General features: G+C 74.9%; 18 protein-coding genes. 8 read left to right on the top strand and 10 right to left on the bottom strand.

The annotated features are described in order from the left end of the window. Window positions 1–98 precede the first annotated feature (98 nt). On the top strand, window positions 99–1115 hold the full coding sequence (locus ACFVVU_RS01725; protein ID WP_387787660.1) for an SPFH domain-containing protein: 1017 nt from the start codon (window positions 99–101) through the stop codon (window positions 1113–1115). Then, window positions 1112–2026, top strand: coding sequence for a hypothetical protein (locus tag ACFVVU_RS01720; protein WP_387787658.1), 915 nt, complete (start codon window positions 1112–1114; stop codon window positions 2024–2026). Before ACFVVU_RS01725 ends, ACFVVU_RS01720 begins: the two co-directional genes overlap by 4 nt. A gap of 40 nt (window positions 2027–2066) precedes the next feature. Here ACFVVU_RS01720 and ACFVVU_RS01715 read toward each other — a convergent pair whose 3' ends face one another. From ACFVVU_RS01715 to map, 4 genes are all read right to left on the bottom strand, one after another. Further along, window positions 2067–3983: a tetratricopeptide repeat protein gene (locus ACFVVU_RS01715; RefSeq protein ID WP_387787655.1), complete on the bottom strand. Its 1917-nt coding sequence runs from the start codon at window positions 3981–3983 to the stop codon at window positions 2067–2069. Between the two features lie 87 nt (window positions 3984–4070). Then, window positions 4071–4913: a universal stress protein gene (locus ACFVVU_RS01710; protein ID WP_387787652.1), complete on the bottom strand. Its 843-nt coding sequence runs from the start codon at window positions 4911–4913 to the stop codon at window positions 4071–4073. After that, window positions 4906–5850 carry a universal stress protein gene (locus ACFVVU_RS01705; protein WP_387787650.1) on the bottom strand — a complete coding sequence of 315 codons (945 nt, stop codon included), beginning with the start codon at window positions 5848–5850 and terminating at the stop codon, window positions 4906–4908. The genes ACFVVU_RS01710 and ACFVVU_RS01705 overlap by 8 nt, the downstream gene beginning before the upstream one ends. Before the next feature lie 360 nt (window positions 5851–6210). Then, window positions 6211–6978: a type I methionyl aminopeptidase gene (gene map / locus ACFVVU_RS01700; protein WP_387787648.1), complete on the bottom strand. Its 768-nt coding sequence runs from the start codon at window positions 6976–6978 to the stop codon at window positions 6211–6213. Between the two features lie 98 nt (window positions 6979–7076). Between map and ACFVVU_RS01695 the strand changes: the two genes are divergently transcribed. Next, window positions 7077–7352 carry a helix-turn-helix domain-containing protein gene (locus ACFVVU_RS01695; protein ID WP_387787645.1) on the top strand — a complete coding sequence of 92 codons (276 nt, stop codon included), beginning with the start codon at window positions 7077–7079 and terminating at the stop codon, window positions 7350–7352. Window positions 7353–7405: 53 nt separating this feature from the next. On the opposite strand, the gene ACFVVU_RS01690 is transcribed toward ACFVVU_RS01695, so the two are convergent. From ACFVVU_RS01690 to ACFVVU_RS01670, 5 genes are all read right to left on the bottom strand, one after another. Beyond that, window positions 7406–8176 (bottom strand): SDR family NAD(P)-dependent oxidoreductase, encoded by a 771-nt coding sequence (locus ACFVVU_RS01690; protein ID WP_387787643.1) that lies wholly within the window; start codon window positions 8174–8176, stop codon window positions 7406–7408. Between the two features lie 91 nt (window positions 8177–8267). Further along, complete coding sequence (locus tag ACFVVU_RS01685; RefSeq protein WP_387787641.1) at window positions 8268–8858, bottom strand: TetR/AcrR family transcriptional regulator; 591 nt, start codon at window positions 8856–8858, stop codon at window positions 8268–8270. 92 nt (window positions 8859–8950) lie between these two features. After that, window positions 8951–9247 carry an MTH1187 family thiamine-binding protein gene (locus ACFVVU_RS01680; RefSeq protein WP_380684919.1) on the bottom strand — a complete coding sequence of 99 codons (297 nt, stop codon included), beginning with the start codon at window positions 9245–9247 and terminating at the stop codon, window positions 8951–8953. 72 nt (window positions 9248–9319) lie between these two features. Next, complete coding sequence (locus ACFVVU_RS01675) at window positions 9320–10807, bottom strand: SulP family inorganic anion transporter (protein ID WP_380684923.1); 1488 nt, start codon at window positions 10805–10807, stop codon at window positions 9320–9322. A gap of 110 nt (window positions 10808–10917) precedes the next feature. Continuing rightward, on the bottom strand, window positions 10918–11088 hold the full coding sequence (locus ACFVVU_RS01670; protein ID WP_387787639.1) for a hypothetical protein: 171 nt from the start codon (window positions 11086–11088) through the stop codon (window positions 10918–10920). A gap of 551 nt (window positions 11089–11639) precedes the next feature. On the opposite strand from ACFVVU_RS01670, the gene ACFVVU_RS01665 reads away from it, so the two are divergent. Together ACFVVU_RS01665 and ACFVVU_RS01660 are read left to right on the top strand one after the other, a co-directional pair. Further along, entirely contained in the window at window positions 11640–12167 is a 528-nt protein-coding gene (locus ACFVVU_RS01665; protein ID WP_380684921.1) for a pyridoxamine 5'-phosphate oxidase family protein, read from the top strand. 114 nt (window positions 12168–12281) lie between these two features. Further along, window positions 12282–12770, top strand: a complete 489-nt coding sequence (locus ACFVVU_RS01660) for a glutathione peroxidase (protein WP_380684922.1) — start codon at window positions 12282–12284, stop codon at window positions 12768–12770. A gap of 93 nt (window positions 12771–12863) precedes the next feature. Here ACFVVU_RS01660 and ACFVVU_RS01655 read toward each other — a convergent pair whose 3' ends face one another. Then, on the bottom strand, window positions 12864–13784 hold the full coding sequence (locus ACFVVU_RS01655) for a LysR substrate-binding domain-containing protein (RefSeq protein ID WP_355361491.1): 921 nt from the start codon (window positions 13782–13784) through the stop codon (window positions 12864–12866). A gap of 96 nt (window positions 13785–13880) precedes the next feature. Between ACFVVU_RS01655 and ACFVVU_RS01650 the strand changes: the two genes are divergently transcribed. The 3 genes from ACFVVU_RS01650 to ACFVVU_RS01640 are packed head-to-tail and all read left to right on the top strand — an operon-like array spanning window position 13881 to window position 17262. After that, window positions 13881–14585 (top strand): succinate dehydrogenase cytochrome b subunit, encoded by a 705-nt coding sequence (locus ACFVVU_RS01650; protein WP_380688891.1) that lies wholly within the window; start codon window positions 13881–13883, stop codon window positions 14583–14585. Continuing rightward, on the top strand, window positions 14582–16528 hold the full coding sequence (locus tag ACFVVU_RS01645) for a fumarate reductase/succinate dehydrogenase flavoprotein subunit (protein WP_387787634.1): 1947 nt from the start codon (window positions 14582–14584) through the stop codon (window positions 16526–16528). Before ACFVVU_RS01650 ends, ACFVVU_RS01645 begins: the two co-directional genes overlap by 4 nt. Further along, on the top strand, window positions 16525–17262 hold the full coding sequence (locus ACFVVU_RS01640; RefSeq protein ID WP_380688887.1) for a succinate dehydrogenase/fumarate reductase iron-sulfur subunit: 738 nt from the start codon (window positions 16525–16527) through the stop codon (window positions 17260–17262). The genes ACFVVU_RS01645 and ACFVVU_RS01640 overlap by 4 nt, the downstream gene beginning before the upstream one ends. The last annotated feature ends 125 nt before the right edge of the window (window positions 17263–17387 follow it).

Genomic DNA, 17387 nt, shown 5'->3' with positions numbered 1-17387 from the left:
CCCACGGCCCCGGCGGCGGAACCGGCCCGGCCTTTTTCGTCAGCTTGACGAAAATGGCGGGCGGCCAATATCGTCATCACGACGATAAGGAGCTGCTCATGGCCGACATCACCAAGCGCTTCGGGCTGCGCCACCTGCGCGCCCGGCCCACCGCCCACATCCGCCACGTCCGGCGCGGCCGCCTCGCCCACGACGGCACCGGCCTCGCCTTCTGGTTCCGCCCGCTCACCGCCGCGCTCTCCGAGGTCCCGGTCGACGACCGCGAGCTGGCCATGCTCTTCCACGCCCGCACCGCCGACTTCCAGGACGTCACCGTCCAGGGCACCCTCACCTACCGGATCACCGACCCGGCCACCGCCGCCGACCGCGTCGACTTCGGCATCGACCCCGACACCGGCGCCTGGCGCTCCGCCCCGCTCGACCAGCTCGCCACCCTGCTCACCGAGACCGCCCAGCAGCACGCGCTCGGCCTGCTCGCCCGCACCCCGCTGGCCGCCGCGCTGGCCGACGGCGTCACCGCCGTCCGCGAGCGGATGGCCGCCGGGCTCGCCGCCGAGGCCCGGCTGGCCGAGACCGGGCTCGCCGTGATCGCCGTCCGGGTGGTCGCCCTGCGCCCCGAACCGGAGGTGGAGCGCGCGCTGCGCACCCCCGCCCGCGAACTGGTCCAGCAGGAGGCCGACCGGGCCACCTTCGAACGGCGCGCCGTCGCCGTCGAGCACGAGCGCGGCATCGCCGAGAACGAGCTCGCCAACCGGATCGAACTCGCCCGGCGCGAGGAGCAGCTGATCACCCAGCAGGGCGCCAACAGCCGGCTTCAGGCCGAGGACGAGTCCGCCGCCGACCGGATCCGCACCGACGCCGAGGCGCAGCGCCGCACCCGGCTGGCCGGTGCCGAGGCCGACGCGGCCCGCGCCCTGGGCGAGGCCAAGGCCGCCGCCGAGGCCGCCTGGCTGGCCGCCCACCAGCAGGCCGACCCGGCCGTGCTGCGGGCGCTCGCGCTGATGCGGCTCGCCGAGCACCTGCCGCGGATCGACAGCCTCACGCTCACCCCGGACGTGCTCACCGGCCTGCTCGCCAAGCTGGGGGCGACCGGCGGCGAGGGGACGGCGCGATGACGCTCGCGCCCAGGGTGGTCCTGGTGCACCGCCGCACCGAGTACCAGGAGCTGCTCGCCCATCACGGCACGCCCGGCCAGGCGGCGTACTTCCTGAGCAGCCGGGGCCGGTCGGTGGAGGAGATCGAGCTGCGCCACCGGCGTCAGGAGCTGGCGCTCGCCGAGGCGGCCGGCGCGGTGCCGCTGGACTGGCGGCGCACCCGGGTCGAGCGCGCCGACCTGCCGCGGTTCCTGTTCGAGCCGCAGGACGTGGTGGTCGTGGTCGGCCAGGACGGGCTGGTCGCCAACGTCGCCAAGTACCTGGCCGGGCAGCCGGTGATCGGCGTGGACGCGGAGCCCGGACGCAACCCGGGCGTCCTGGTCCGGCACCGCGCGCCCGACCTGGCCCGGCTGCTGCCGGCCGCCGTCGGCCCGGGCGCCGAGCGGCGCACCGAGGAGCGGACCATGGTGGAGGCGGTGGCCGACGACACCCAGCGGCTGCTCGCGCTCAACGAGGTGTACGTCGGCCAGCCCGGCCACCAGACGGCCCGCTACCGGCTGGCGGTCGAGGAGCGGCCGGGCGGGGCCGACGAGGGCGAGCCGCAGGCCTCGTCCGGCGTGCTGGTGGGCACCGGGACGGGCGGAACCGGCTGGTGCCGCTCGGTCTGGCTGGAGCGCGGCGGCCCGCTCCCCCTGCCGGAGCCGGGCGCCCCGGCGCTCGCCTGGTTCGTGCGCGAGGCCTGGCCCTCCCCCGCCACCGGCACCGCGCGGGTGCACGGCCTGCTCGACGCGGGCCGGCGGCTGGTCCTGACCGTGGAGTCGGACCGGCTGGTGGCCTTCGGCGACGGGGTCGAGGGCGACGCGCTGGAGCTGGCCCGGGGCCAGAGCGTCCGGGTGGGCGTGGCCGCCACCCGGCTCCGGCTGCTGGGGTGAGCCCGTCGCGCGCGGGATGTGCCCCCACACCGGGCGCCGTTCAGGAGGTCGCGGCGAGGTCGGCCGCCGCATCGGCGGTGTCCGGGTGGCCGGGGCCGAGCACCCTCGTGCGGGCCGCCACGACGGACGCCAGGAGTGCGCCGGCCTCCGCCGACCGGCCCTGGGAACGGAGCGCCAGCGCAAGATGGTGACGGGTGCGCAGGGTGTCGGGGTGATCGGCCTCCAGGACCCGCTCGCGGATGTCCAGGACCGCACGGTGCTCGGACTCCGCCTCGACCGCCCGTCCCATCTCCCGGAGCGCGACGGCGTGGTTGTCCCTGCTGAACAGCGTGAACGCGTCGTCCGGGCCGCGAACCTCGGTCAGCAGCCCCAGGACCGCCCGGTGTTCGGCCTCCGCCTCCTCGACCCGGCCGAGGTCGCGCAGCACGTTGGCGAGGTTGTCGCGGACGATCAGGGTGTCCGGGTGGGTGGGTCCGAGCGTGTCGGCGCGGGCGGAGGCCACCGCCCGGTGCTCGGCCAGGGCCTCGGGCAGCCGGCCGAGCCGCCGCAGGGCGCGCGCGGCGTTGTTGCGGCTGTTCAACGCCTCCGGCCCCGGCGCGGCGGCGGCCCGCCGCCAGCCCACGACGGCCAGTTCGTACCGTCCCTGGGCGTAGGCGGTGGCGGCGGCCCGTTCGGCGTCGACGGGATCTGCGCCGGTCACGATGAGCCTCACCACGGGCTCGGGCACGAGATCGGCCGGACCGGCGGCGCGCTGGGTGACGTCCAGCAGGTAGTCGAACACCCCCACCCGGTCCCCGGACTGCTGGAGCAGCGCGGTGGTCGCCCGGCGTGGCCGCGTCGCCCACTCCCACGCCTCGTCCGGAGGTTCCGGCCGCAGCCGGTCGCCGCCGGACCGCTCCAGGTAGTACGTGTGCGCCGCCTCGACGAGCGCGCGGGGCATCGACGCCGAATGCCCCGCGCGCCGGATGTCCACGGCCGCCGTCACCAGCGCCGCGGCCCGGGGGTGTCCGGGAGCGTGGGCGCTGGTGTTCGGGCTCCACCCGTCCTGCCAGAGCCGCAGCAGTTCGGGGCCGGCTGCGAGGTACTCGGCGAGACCGTACCCGCCGCCCAGGGTGAGCGCACTCTCGATGCGGCGGTCCCAGGCGCGGAGCCGGGCCCGGTCGGTCTCGGCGGCACTGAACAACCGGGGCAGGTAGACACGGTGGGCCTGGCGCACCACCTCCGCGGCCTGTTTCGGGACGCCGCGGTCGTCGTCCTCGCCGGCCAGCAGGGCTTCCTCGGCCGTGCGCAGGGTGGCCAGGACGACGCGGTGGTGACCGCCCTCGCCGAAGAGCCGCCCGAGGTCCTCGCGTCTCAACCCGCCGGTACCCAGGTAGCCCTCCAGGTCGTTCAGCCACAGGACGCAGCGGCGCTCCCGGGCGGCCACGGCCACGATCGCCGGCAGGGCCTCGCGGTCCTTCGGCGCGAGCAGCAGGTGGTCGCCGAGCGTGGCCCGCATCGCCTCCCACGCCGACCGGGACTTGCCGGCCGTCGAGTCCCCCACCAGCAGGACGAAGCCGCCGCGGGCCAGCGACTCGCGCAGTTCCCCGTCGGCGTCGCGGGGCACGTAGGCGGGGACCCGGTCGATCGCCCCCTCCTCGGGCTGGAGGGCGAGCGCCGGATGGACGCCGAGCAGGACCGGGTCGGCCACCTCGCGGACCCGCAGCAGTGAACCGTCGGCGCGGACCAGGGCGCCGTTGAGGACCCGGGCGCGGTCGTCGTCGGCCGCTTTGAAGGTCTGCCGGTACCGCTCCTGCCACAGCCCCAGCACCGCCACCGCACCGGCGGCCACGGCGCTCAGTGCCGCCACCGTCCACGGCCGGGTGATCCCGAGGGCGAGGACCACCGTCGGCGTCGCCGTCAGGGCGCCCAGGCACACCACGATCACCATCAGCCGCCCGTGCCGCCGTTCCCGCATGCCTCCTGTTCTGCACGGCGCGTCGCGGGCCAAACCTCCCCGGGGCCACCGGTCCCCGGGCAGGTTCGACGGGCCGGGCCCGCGCCGTCAGGCCTCCGCCGTGCGTTCCTCCGGATGGCGGACGACGACGACCGGGCAGTGCGCGTGCTGGATCATCGCCTGGCTGGTGGAGCCCAGCAGCAGGCCGGCGAAGCCGCCGCGGCCGCGGGCGCCGACCACCAGCAGCTGCGCCTCCCGGCTCGCCTCGATCAGCGCCGGGCGGGTCTGCGCCTCGAAGACCTCGGAGCGCAGCTCGACGTCCGGGTACTTCTCCCGCCAGCCGGCCAGCGCCTCGGCGAGCACCCGCTCCTCCTGGTCGGGCCAGCTGGTGCTCGGGTGGGCGACGTGCAGGGCGGTCAGCGGGGCGCGGCGGGCGGAGGCCTCGGCGAAGGCGAAGCCGAGCGCCTCGGCGCCCACCCCGCTGCCGTCCACCGCCACCAGCACCGGCCCCTCCGGGTCCGGGCGGCCACGGACGATCAGCACCGGGCAGTCGGCGTGCGCGGCCAGGTGGACGGCCACCGAGCCGATCAGCAGCGCGCCGAACCGGCCGAGCCCCCGGCTGCCGACCACCACCAGCCCGGCCTCCCGCGACCAGCGGGCCAGCACGGTCAGCGGCTCCCCGGTGACCAGCTCGGTGGCGATGTCGAGGCGCGGGTCCAGCGCCTCGGCGCGGGCCCTGGCGTCCGCCAGGATGCCCTCCGCCTGGTGCCGCAGCCCGCCCTCGGGCGGACCGTCCTGCGCCGGCCCGAGCGGGACGTGCATCAGCGGCCAGATGAACGCGTGCACGATCCGCAGCCGGGTGCCGCGCAGCCGCGCCTCGCGGACGGCGACGTCGACGGCGGCCAGGCTCTCCTCCGAGCCGTCGACGCCCACCAGCACCTGGTCACGCATCGCCGGCCTCCTGCTCCTGCTGGTCCTGCTGGTCCTGCTTCTCGGGCCGCTCGTAGGGGACGACGGCGACCGGACAGGGCACGTGGTGCAGGACGGCGTGCGCGACGGCGCCGATGTGCGCGCCCAGCGGCGACCGGCGGACCCGCCGTCCGATCACCACCAGCTCCGCGCCCGCCGCACGGTCGGCGAGCACCTTGGCCGGGCGGGCGTTCACGGCCTCCTCGGTCACGGCCACCCCCGGGTGCTTCTCCCGCCAGGGCTGCACCACCCGGGTCAGCTCGCCCTTGGCGTACACCAGCATCTCGCCGGTGACGTCGACGCTGGCCGCGATGCCCGCGTACTGGTAGGTCGCCGGCAGCGTCCAGCAGTACACGGCGCGCAGCGGCAGCCCGCGCCGCTCGGCCACCTCGAAGGCGTGCGCCAGCACCGCCTCCGCTCCCTCGAACGGGTCGACGCCGACCACCACCTCGCGCGGCCCGGCGGCTTCCTCCCCGTCCTCCCCGCGTCGGACCAGCACCACCGGGCAGTCCGTCCGGGCCAGCACCCGCTGGCTCACCGAGCCGACCAGGAACCCGGCCACCGCGCCGAACCCGCGCGAGCCCAGCACCAGCAGCTCCGCCGGCGCGCCGTCCGGCTCCTGCGCCCCGCTCACCTCGTCGACCAGCGCCCGCACCGGGTCGGTCGGCACCTGGACGGCCTGCACGGTCAGCTCCGGCCAGCGTTCCCGCACCCGCAGCTCGGCATCACGCAGCGTGACGTCCGCCTGGCGGCGCGCCAGATCCACCGTCCCGAGCACCGCGAGCGGCGTCACCACCGTCGGCCAGGCGAGCACCACCTTCAGCGGCAGCTCCCGCCGCGCGGCCTCCTCCGCCGCCCAGTCCAGCGCGGCAAGGCTCTCGGGCGAACCATCGACACCGACGACGACGGACCTTGTCATGACGACCTCCGGCAGTTCTCGAACAGGATGCGGCCGGACGGGGTGGAAGCCCGGCCGCAACCACCACCCTTCCCGCCCCCTCCCAGTCCACCCAGAGTCCAAGGTCCCCGCCACCCGGCCGACGGTCCCGCGATCCCCTGCCGCCCCGTCGCCGCGGTCTCACTCGTAGGAGTCGATGGGCGCGAATCGGCTCGCACAACCCCGAGAAACAGCGGAGAGGGGCCTGATGTCCCCACTCCCGATCCACCCGAATCCCGTACCGCCTCCACCGGATTCTCCTACCGCTTCATGGTCGACAGGTCCTTGCTGCGGCCGCCGTCCACGCAGTCGATGCGAACGATCACGCGCACGGCCGGCGGCTCAGGGGAGGGTGAGGATGCGGGGGCCGGCCTCGGTGATGGCGACGGTGTGTTCGATGTGGGCGGCTCGGGTGCCGTCGGTGGTGCGGAGGGTCCAGCCGTCGGGGTCGGTGGTGTAGGTGTCGGTGCCGCCGCCGATGAGCATGGGTTCGATGGCCAGGACCAGGCCGGGCTTCAGGGGGAAGCCGCGGCCGGGGCGGCCCTCGTTGGGGAGGTGCGGGTCCTCGTGCATGCGGCGGCCGATGCCGTGGCCGCCGTAGCCCTCCAGGAGGCCGTAGCGGGCGGTGCGGGCGACGGTGCCGACGGCGTGGGCGATGTCGCCGGTGCGGTGGCCGACCACGGCGGCGGCGATGCCGGCCTCCAGGGCGCGGCGGGTGGTGTCGATCAGGCGGACATCCTCGGGGCGGGGCGTGCCGACGGTGAAGCTGACGGCGGCGTCGCCCGCCCAGCCGTCCAGGACGGCGCCGCAGTCGATGCTCACCAGGTCGCCGTCGCGCAGCCGGTAGCCGTCGGGGATGCCGTGCACCACGGCGTCGTTGACGGAGGCGCAGATGACGGCCGGGAACGGCACCGGGGCGAAGGACGGCCGGTAGCCGAGGAACGGCGAGGTCGCCCCGGCCTTCCGCAGCACGTCGTGGGCCACCTCGTCCAGTTCCAGCAGGCTCACCCCGACACCCGCCGCCCGCTCGGCCTCGGCCAGCGCCGTGGCGACCACCCGCCCGGCCTCCCGCATCGCGGCCAGCGCCACCTCCGACTTGAACTCCACCACGAGGTCCTCCGACCAGTCGACTCCAATTCTTATACCGGTATTTGTATCACGGTCGAGGCGGTGCCGACGGCTTGCCCCCGTGGCCTACCATCGGGGGCATGGTGAGGACTCCGCTGACCCCCGGGGAACGCGAGCGCGGCGAGCGCTTCGGTGTGCTGCTGCGCGAGGCGCGCGGCGGGCGCAGCATGGTGGACGTCGCGGCGGCGGCCGGGGTTTCGGCCGAGACGCTGCGCAAGATCGAGACCGGGCGGGCGCCGACACCCTCGTTCTTCACCGTCGCGGCGCTGGCGTACGCGCTGGGGCTCTCGCTGGACGAGCTGGCCACCGCCTGCGCGGATCCGGCCGAGGAGGAGGGCGCGGCGCTGTCGGCCTGAGCCGGCACGGGGACCGGTGGCACCCCGGTCGGGGGGCCACCGGCCGGCGGCGGTCAGGCGGTGACGCCGCCGTCGAGGACGAGGTCGGCGCCGACGGTGTAGGCCGACTCCTCCGAGGCCAGGTGGAGGACGGCGGCGGCGACCTCCTCGACGGCACCGGCGCGGCCGACCGGGATGCTGCCCTTCATCCGGTCCGACTTGTCGGAGTCGCTCTCCCCGGGCTGGGTGGACATCGTGGTGTTGATCGGACCGGGGCTGACCAGGTTGATCCGCACTCCCTCGGCGATGTGGTCGCGGGCGGCGGCCCGGGTCAGGGTGGCGACGGCGGCCTTGGAGACGGCGTAGGCGCCCTTGTTCTCGACCCGCAGGTGGGTGCCGAGGTTCGAGGAGATGTTGACGATCGCCCCGCCGCCGTTGGCGCGCAGGTGGGCGATCTGGTGCTTCATCGCGTACCAGGTACCGGTGAGGTTGATGTCGATCAGCCGCTGCCACTCCTCCTCCGCGACGTCGGCGATCCGGCCGACGCCGCCGAAGACGCCGGCGTTGTTGACCGCGACGTCCAGGGCGCCGAGCCGCTCGACGGTCTCGCGGACCAGACGGGCGGCGTCGGCGGCGTCGGACACCGAGCCGGTCAGGGCGACCGCGGTGCCGCCCTCGCGCTCGATCAGGGCGACCGTCTCGGCGAGGGCACTCGCGGTGCGGCCGGCGACGGCGACGCGGGCGCCCTCCCGGGCGAAGGCGAGCGCCACGGCTCGGCCGATGCCGCTGCCGCCACCGGTGACCAGGACGGACTTGCCGGTGAAGCGGGTGGTGCTGCGGGTCATGCGAGTGCTCCTCGATCGGGGGTCTATATTGACCGTTCGGTTCAGAATGGAGACAGCAAGAAACACACGAAACACATCGAGCGGGAACCGGTCAGTCCAGCAGCGCGAGGGCCTGACCGGCGGCGTCGCGCAGCCGGGCCGAACCGTCGCCGGCCTTGCCGATCACCCGCATGCCCTGGAACAGCACCAGCAGCATCCGGGCGATCGCGTGCGGGTCGCGGTCCCCGGACAGTTCGCCCTGGGCCTGCGCCCGGACCAGTGCCGTGGTGAGGACCGTCTCCAGGTGGGCCAGATTGGCCTCCACCCGGCGGGCGGCGTCCGGGTCGTGCGGGGCCAGCTCCACCGCCGTGTTGGTGACGAAGCAGCCGCGCCGCCGGCCCGCCTCGCCGTCCGCGGCGGACTCACCCGCGAAGCGGAGGACCAGGGCGCGGACGGCCGGCAGCACCGGGCCGGGCTGCGACAGCTCGGCCAGCAGCACGGGCTGCTGCTGCCGGCCGTAGCGCTCCAGCGCGCGCAGGTAGAGCTCCCGCTTGCTGCCGAAGGTGGCGTAGACACTGGCACGGGCGATCCCGAGGTGTTCGACCAGGTCGGCCATCGAGGTGGCCTCGTAGCCACGCTCCCAGAACAGCTCCAGGGCCGACTGCAGCGCCGCGTCCGGGTCGAATTCCTTGGTCCGTGCCATGCCTGAAAGGTAGTCGTTTCCAGATCGATCGGTCAAGAAAGAAAATCGGCGGTGCGGCCCGCCCCGGCAGCGGGGCGGGCCGGCCGGGTGACTCAGCCCCCGGCGAGGTGGCGTTCCACCGAGGCGACCTTGCGGGTCAGACCGTCGGTGACCCCGGCCCGGTCGTCGATCTTGATGACGGTGCTGACCCGGTTGCTGTAGGCCTTGACCGCCTCGATCGCCTCCCGGACGACCGGCATCACCTCGTCCCACTCCCCCTCGATGCTGGTGAACATCGCGTCCGTGCGGTTGGGCAGCCCGCTCGCGCGGACCACCCTGACGGCCGCGGCGACCGCCTCCCCGACGTCCTCGCCGACCCCGAGCGGGGTGACCGAAAAGGCAACGATCACGGCTGCGTCTCCTCCCAGTGCGACTCCCCGGGCGGCCCGGGCGGCCGACGGGCCACCAGGCTAGCGAGTCGGTCAGACCACGGTCGGCAACGGCGGGTCGACCGCCAGCGGGGCGGAGCTGCGGGCCCGGTGCTGCGCCGCCCAGGCGGCCAGGGCCACCGTGCAGGCGTGGTCCAGGTGGCGAAGCCCGGACCAGTCGAGTTCGACCGGGCGGTCGGCCGGGAGGCGTTCGAGGGTGTCCAGCAGCCGGGGCAGCCGCAGGAAGGTGGCGTTGCCGCTCAGCCGCACCCGCAGGGGCGCCTCGGCGGCGCCGGGGGCGGTGGGCGGCTCCTCCACGGCGATCTGCAGGTGGGAGGTCTGCCAGGCGGACTTGACCACGGCGAGGCCGATGCCGATCAGCACCCCCTCGAACAGGTCGGTGGTGACGACCGAGACGGTGGTGACGGCGAGCACCGCCGCCTCGCCCCGGTGGTCGCGGCAGAGCGCGACGATCCGCCGCACCGGGATGAGCTTGGCGCCCGCGTGGACCAGGACGGCGGCCAGCGCGGTCAGCGGGACCAGACCGAGCACGCCCGGCAGCAGGGCGGTGAACAGCAGCAGCCAGCCGCCGTGCAGCACCCGTGAGGCCTTGGTGCGGGCGCCGGCCTGGACGTTGGTCGCGCTGCGCACGATCACGGCGGTCATCGGGAGCGCGCCGAGCAGGCCGCAGAGGGCGTTGCCGACACCCTGGGCGGTGAGTTCGCGGTCGTAGTGGGTGCGCGGGCCGTGGTGCATCCGGTCGACGGCGGCGGCGCTGAACAGGGTCTCGGCGGAGGCGATCAGGGTGAAGGCGAGGACGGTGCCGACGCCGGCCGTGGTGGCCAGCGCGCCGAGCGCGGCGTGGTCGGGCAACCGGATCACGTCGAGCAGTCCGGCCACCTCGACCCGGGCCACCGGCAGGTCGGCGACGGCGGTGACGGCGGCGGCCAGGCCGACGGCGCCGAGCGGGCCGGGCAGCGCGCGGGCCAGGCGGGGCGGCAGGTACTTCCAGGCGATCAGCACCAGCAGGGTGGCGATGCCCAGCGCCACCGCGCTCGGGCGGGCGGCTCCGGTGGCGGCGTCGCGCAGCAGCGCGGGCAGGCCGGCGATCTTCTCCGGCCCGGTGCCGGGGGCGCGGCGGTCGGCGAGCGCGTACAGCTGGCCGAGCAGCAGGGTCAGGCCGATGCCGGCCAGCATGCCGTGCACCACGGAGGCCGACATGGCACGGAACCAGCGGCCCAACCGGAGTGCGCCCATCGCGAGTTGGAGCAGTCCGGTGAGCAGCACCAGGACGCCGAGGGCGCCCGCGCCGTACTGCTGGACGGCTTCGTGGACGAGGACGGTCAGGCCGGCGGCCGGGCCGCTGACCTGGAGGCTGCTGCCGGGCAGCGCGCCGACCACCAGGCCGCCGACGATGCCGGTGACCAGGCCGAGTTCGGCGGGCACCCCGGAGGCCACGGCCACGCCGACGCAGAGCGGGAGGGCGACCAGGAAGACCACCAGGGAGGCGGGCAGGTCGTAGCGCCAGGGGACGGCACGCAGGACGGCGACCGGGCCGCGGTGGCGCGGCGTCCGACGGGGCCGGTCGCGGCCGGGCGGGGCACTGCGGCGCGGGGCGGCGGGCGGGCGCTTGCGCCCGCGGGGCAGGCGGTTCACCGAAGCACCCCCGGCGGCGCGATCCGGGCGGCGGGCGTGGCGGCGGGCGCAACGGCAGGCAGGGCGGCGGGCGTGGTGGTGGGTGCGGCGGGGCAGGCGAGGCAGACGGGGCAGGCGGGTGCGGCGGGGCAGGCGGGGCAGACGGGCAGGGCACGGCGTCGAGGCATCGGGAGATTCCTTCCGCGCACCCGGCACGGCGGTGCGCCGCGGGCGCGGCGCATCGCTGCGGGTGCGTTGCTGCGGGTGCGTTGCTGCGGGTGCGTTGCTGCTGAAGGCTGCGGTGCTGCGGTGGCGGCTGGGACGCGCGGGACGGGCCGGCCGGCGCGGCGTGCGTGCTGCACGGGACCCGACGGCCGGAGCTCCCCCGATCCCCGGAATGTCCCGAACCCCCTTGCCGTGACCCCCTGTTGAACATGGCAACCATGACGGGTCCGGCGTGCCACCGACGGTACCCAGCGGCCCGGAGCACGCCAACCTCGCACACCGAACCTTCACTCCGGCAGCACACCGGACGCGCCTCCGGGCCGAAATCCCGGCCTCGGACGGGTACGCACGTTCGCCCGTCGAGCATGCGGCCGATCCATCGGTGGTCCCGCACCGCCCACCGTCGCCCCGACCCCCCGGAAGGCGTTCCACCCCAGGGCAGTGCGGGTACGTACCAAGGAACCGCCCGCGCGCGACGTACGCGCGCGGGCCTTCCTGCCCGGGAGGCCCCACCGTGTCCTTCGCGATGACCCGCGCCGAGTGCGAGCGCTTCCTGGCCGGCGTGCACGTCGGCGTCCTGTCCGTCGCCGAGGCGGAGCCCGGCGCGGCCCCGCTCACCGTGCCGATCTGGTACTCCTACCGGCCCGGCGGGCTGATCACCGTACTGACCGGACGGAACTCCGCCAAGGCGCGCCGGATCCGGGCAGCCGGCCGGTTCACGCTCTGCGCCCAGCAGGAGGAGACACCCTGCCGCTACGTGAGCGCGGCCGGGCCGGTGGTGGCGATCGAGGACCGGGTCGACCCGGACGAGCGCGCCGCGCTGGCCCACCGCTACCTGCCGCCGGCCACCGCCGCCGCCTACCTGCTGGCCACCGCCGACCAGCTGACGGCGGACGTCACCGTCCGGATGCGGCCCGAGCGGTGGCTCAGCGCCGACTTCGCCGCCGTCACCGACCAGATAGCCCTGCTGGAGCGGTCGGCCGCCGAGGACTCCCGCTCCCGTCGGCGCGCGCCGGAACACCCGCCGTCCGGGCGCGGTTGAGCGGGTGGGCGGCAGCGGGCGGGGTACCGTACCCGCGCGGGCCCGCCCGCCACGGCACCACCGCCGACCAGCCACGACCCACGACCGACGACCTCCTCCGAAGGGGACCCCACCGTGAGCCTGTACGACATCCCGCTGCGCACGCTGTCCGGCGAGGCCGCCTCGCTCGCCGACTACAAGGGCAAGGCGCTGCTGATCGTCAACGTCGCCTCCAAGTGCGGCCTGACCCCGCAGTACGCCGGCCTGGAGCGGCTCCAGGAGCGGTACGCCGAGCGCGGCTTCACCGTGCTGGGCTTCCCGTCGAACCAGTTCGCCGGGCAGGAGCCGGGCAGCGCCGAGGAGATCCGGACCTTCTGCTCCACCACCTACGGCGTGACCTTCCCGCTGTTCGAGAAGACCGACGTGAACGGCGAGGACCGGCACCCGCTGTACGCGCGGCTGACCGAGACGGCCGACGCCGAGGGCCAGGCCGGGGACATCTCCTGGAACTTCGAGAAGTTCGTCCTCGGACCGGACGGCACCGTGGCCGCCCGGATCCGCCCGCGCACCGAGCCGGAGTCCGACGAGGTGATCGCCGCGATCGAGGCCGTGCTGCCCAACTGAGCAGCCGCGCGCCGGAGCCCGGGGCCGCAGGACGCGCCCCGGGCTCCGGGCTCCGCGCCCCGGGCTCCCCGGCCTCCGCCGGCAACGCACTCGCTAGAGCAACAACCGCGTCCCCGGCGGGAGTTCGCCGTCCCTCGCGGCGTCGTGCAGATGCGCCAGCAGGGTCGCCCGCAGGGCCTCGGCCGCGCGGGTCGGCGGCACCTCGTGGCCGTGCGCGACGGCGATGGTGCGCCCCAGGCCCGGGCCGGCGAACGGGGTCACCGCGAGCCCCGAACGGTGGGCGACCATGCCCGGCAGCACGGCCGGCCCGAGCCCGGCCCGCACGAAGCCGAGCACCGCGTCCATCTCCCCGCCCTCGACGGCGAACTCCGGCTCGAAGCCGGCCTCCCGGCAGGCCGCCAGGGTGGCCTCCCGCACGTCGTAGCCCTCCCGGAACATCACCAGCGGCCGCCCGCGCAGCTCCGCCACCCGCACCGTTCGCCGGGCCCGCCGCTCCGCCGAGACCAGCACCAGGTCCTCGTGCAGCAGCTCGGTGACGGCCAGCGCCGGCGCGGCCTCCCCGCGCGGCGGGGTGATGATCAGCGCGAGGTCCAGCTCCCCCGCCGCCAGCGAGCGGACGAGGTCCCGCGAGCCGCCCTCGCGCACCACCAGCGCCACGCCCGGATAGCGGTCCCGGAACACCCGCAGGACGTCCGGCACCAGGCTGGTGCACAGGCTCGGGGGCGCTCCCAGCCGCACCCGGCCCCGGCGCAGCTGCACCGTCTCCTGGACGGCGAGGCGGGCGCTCTCGGTGTCCGCGAGGATGCGCCGGGCGAGCGGCAGCAGGGCGTCGCCGGCGTCGGTGAGCGCGATGTTGCCACGGGTGCGGTGGAACAGCTCGGCGCCCAACTCCCGCTCCAGCGAACGGATCTGCTGCGAGAGTGACGGCTGGGCGACATGCGCCGCCTCGGCCGCGCGGGTGAAGTGGCGGGTCTCGGCGACGGCCACGAAGTAGCGGAGTTGCTGGAGCTGCACGCGTCCAGGATAGGCCGCATCGATAGGTGGTGCCTATGGTGGCCAGCCGCATCATGTCTTGGACGCACCGTCGTCGCCCTCCCTACCGTTGTCGCCATGACAACCGCGACTCGGACGGCCCGGCACCCGTCCACCCTGGCGACCCTGTGGCGGTCGACCGTCGGCAAGAAGGCGGTCATGGCCGTCAGCGGGCTCGCCATGCTGCTGTACCTGGTCGCCCACATGCTCGGGAACCTCAAGGTCTTCTTCGGGCCGGACGACATCAACGGCTACGCGGCGTGGCTGCGCACCATCGGACAGCCGTTCCTCGGCCACGAGTGGTTCCTGTGGATCGCCCGGGTGGGTCTGCTGGCCGCCGTCCTGCTGCACGGCGTCGCCGCGTACCAGCTCAGCCGGCGCGACCTCGCCGCCCGGCCGAGCAAGTACGCCCACCAGCGGCGGCGGGCGAGCTACGCGACCCGGACGATGCGCTGGGGCGGGGTGATCCTGGCGCTGTTCATCGTCTGGCACGTCCTGGACCTCACCACGCTGACCGTGAACCCCAACGCCGAGCACGGCAAGGTGTACCAGAACATCGTGGCCTCCTTCGGGACCTGGTACTCCTGCGTGATCTACATCGTCGCGATGCTCGCCGTCGGCCTGCACGTCCGGCACGGCTTCTGGAGCGCGGCGCAGACCCTCGGCGCCAACAACGCCCGCCGCGACCGCGCCCTGAAGCTCACCGCCAACGGCCTGGCGCTGCTGCTGACCGTGGGCTTCCTGTCCGTCCCCGTGGCCGTGATGACCGGAGTGGTGAGTTGAGCGAGTACCCGAACTACACCGTCGGCGAGCCGATCACCGACTCCCGGGCCCCCGAGGGGCCGATCGAGCAGCGCTGGGACCAGCGGCGGTTCGAGGCCAGGCTGGTCAACCCGGCGAACCGGCGCAAGCACACGGTGATCGTGGTCGGCACCGGCCTGGCCGGCGGCGCCGCCGGCGCCACCCTCGCCGAACAGGGCTACCACGTCGTCCAGTTCTGCTTCCAGGACTCCCCCCGGCGGGCCCACTCGATCGCCGCCCAGGGCGGCATCAACGCCGCCAAGAACTACCGCAACGACGGCGACTCGATCCGCCGGCTGTTCTACGACACCGTCAAGGGCGGCGACTTCCGCGCCCGCGAGTCCAACGTCCACCGGCTGGCCCAGGTGTCGGTGGAGATCATCGACCAGTGCGTGGCCCAGGGCGTGCCGTTCGCCCGCGAGTACGGCGGCCTGCTGGACACCCGCTCGTTCGGCGGCGTCCAGGTCTCCCGGACGTTCTACGCCCGCGGCCAGACCGGCCAGCAGCTGTTGCTCGGCGCCTACCAGGCGCTGTCGCGGCAGATCGCCGCCGGGAACGTGGAGATGCACGCCCGCACCGAGATGCTGGACCTGCTGGTGATCGACGGCCGGGCGCGCGGCATCGTCGCCCGCGACCTGGTCACCGGCGAGATCACCAGCCACACCGCCGACGCCGTGGTGCTCGCCTCCGGCGGCTACGGCAACGTCTTCTACCTCTCCACCAACGCCAAGAACTCCAACGCCACCGCGATCTGGCGGGCGCACCGGCGCGGGGCCTACTTCGCCAACCCCTGCTTCACCCAGATCCACCCGACCTGCATCCCGCGCTCCGGCGAGCACCAGTCCAAGCTCACCCTGATGAGCGAGTCGCTGCGCAACGACGGCCGGATCTGGGTGCCCAAGGCCAAGGGCGACGCCCGCCCGCCGGCCGAGATCCCCGAGCAGGAGCGGGACTACTACCTGGAGCGGATCTACCCGGCCTTCGGCAACCTGGTGCCGCGCGACATCGCCTCCCGGGCCGCCAAGAACGTCTGCGACGAGGGCCGCGGGGTCGGCCCCGGCGGGCAGGGGGTCTACCTGGACTTCGCCGACGCCATCCGCCGGCTGGGGCGGGACGCGGTGGAAGCCAAGTACGGCAACCTGTTCGAGATGTACGAGCGGATCACCGCCGAGGACCCGTACCGGGTGCCGATGCGGATCTACCCGGCGATCCACTACACGATGGGCGGCCTCTGGGTCGACTACGACCTGCAGACCACCGTGCCCGGCCTGTTCGCGATCGGCGAGGCCAACTTCTCCGACCACGGCGCCAACCGGCTGGGCGCCAGCGCCCTGATGCAGGGTCTGGCCGACGGCTACTTCGTGCTGCCGCCGGTGCTCAACGACTACCTGGCCCGCGAGAAGCTCCCCGCCGTCCCCGCCGACCACGAGGAGCTCGCCTCGGTGGAGGCCGAGGTCACCGACCGCCTCAACCTCATCCTCGCGGTGGACGGCGACCGCACCCCCGACTCCTTCCACCGCGAGCTCGGCGAACTGCTCTGGGACGAGTGCGGGATGGCCCGCGACGAGGCCGGGCTGCGCCGCGCGCTGGAGCGGATCCCGGTGCTGCGGGAGGAGTTCTGGCGCCGGATCAAGGTGCCCGGCACCGGCCAGGAGCTCAACCAATCGCTGGAGAAGGCCAACCGGCTGGTGGACTACTTCGAGCTGGCCGAGCTGATGTGCCTGGACGCGCTGCACCGCGCCGAGTCCTGCGGCGGCCACTTCCGCACCGAGAGCCAGACGGCCGACGGCGAGGCGGCCCGGCGCGACGAGGAGTTCTCCTACGCCGCCGCCTGGGAGTTCACCGCCACCGGGCAGGCCCCCGTCCTGCACCGCGAGCACCTCGACTTCGAGTACGTCCACCCCACCCAGCGGAGCTACGCGTGAACCTCACCCTTCGGATCTGGCGCCAGGCGGGCCCCGACACGCCCGGCTCGATGACCACCTACCAGGTCAGCGGGATCAGCCCGGACATGTCCTTCCTGGAGATGCTGGACACCCTCAACGAGGAGCTGATCACCCGCGGCGACACGCCCGTCGCCTTCGACCACGACTGCCGCGAGGGCATCTGCGGCGCCTGCGGCATGGTCATCAACGGCCAGGCGCACGGCCCCGAGCGGACCACCACCTGCCAGCTGCACATGCGGCACTTCCAGGACGGCGACACCATCGACGTCGAGCCGTGGCGGGCGGCGGCCTTCCCGGTGGTCAAGGACCTGGTGGTGGACCGCTCCGCCTTCGACCGGATCATCGGCTCCGGCGGCTACATCACCGCCCCGACCGGCAGCGCGCCCGACGCGCACGCCACGCCCGTCCCCAAGGAGGCCGCCGACACCGCGTTCGAGCACGCCGAGTGCATCGGCTGCGGGGCCTGCGTCGCGGCCTGCCCGAACGGGTCGGCGATGCTCTTCACCTCCGCCAAGGTGGTGCACCTCAACGTGCTGCCGCAGGGCGCGCCGGAGCGGAAGTCCCGGGTGCGCGACATGGTGGCCGCGATGGACGCCGAGGGCTTCGGCGGCTGCACCAACACCGGCGAGTGCGCGACGGCCTGCCCCAAGGGCATCCCGCTGCCCAGCATCGCCGCGATGAACCGGGAGTTCCTGCGCAGCTCGCTGGGCTGACGCCGGACCGGCACCACGGCGGAGCGGGGGGCCCCCCCCCCCCCCCGGGGCGCGCCCCCCCCCCCCCCCGCCCCCCCCCCCCCCCCCCCCCCCCCCCCCCCCCCCCCCGGGGGGCCCGGCCCCCC

The organism is Kitasatospora sp. NPDC057965 (assembly GCF_042887135.1).
Lineage (GTDB): Bacteria > Actinomycetota > Actinomycetes > Streptomycetales > Streptomycetaceae > Kitasatospora.
The sequence above is the reverse complement of the archived record's forward strand: the minus strand, read 5'-3'. Positions and strand labels throughout refer to the sequence as shown.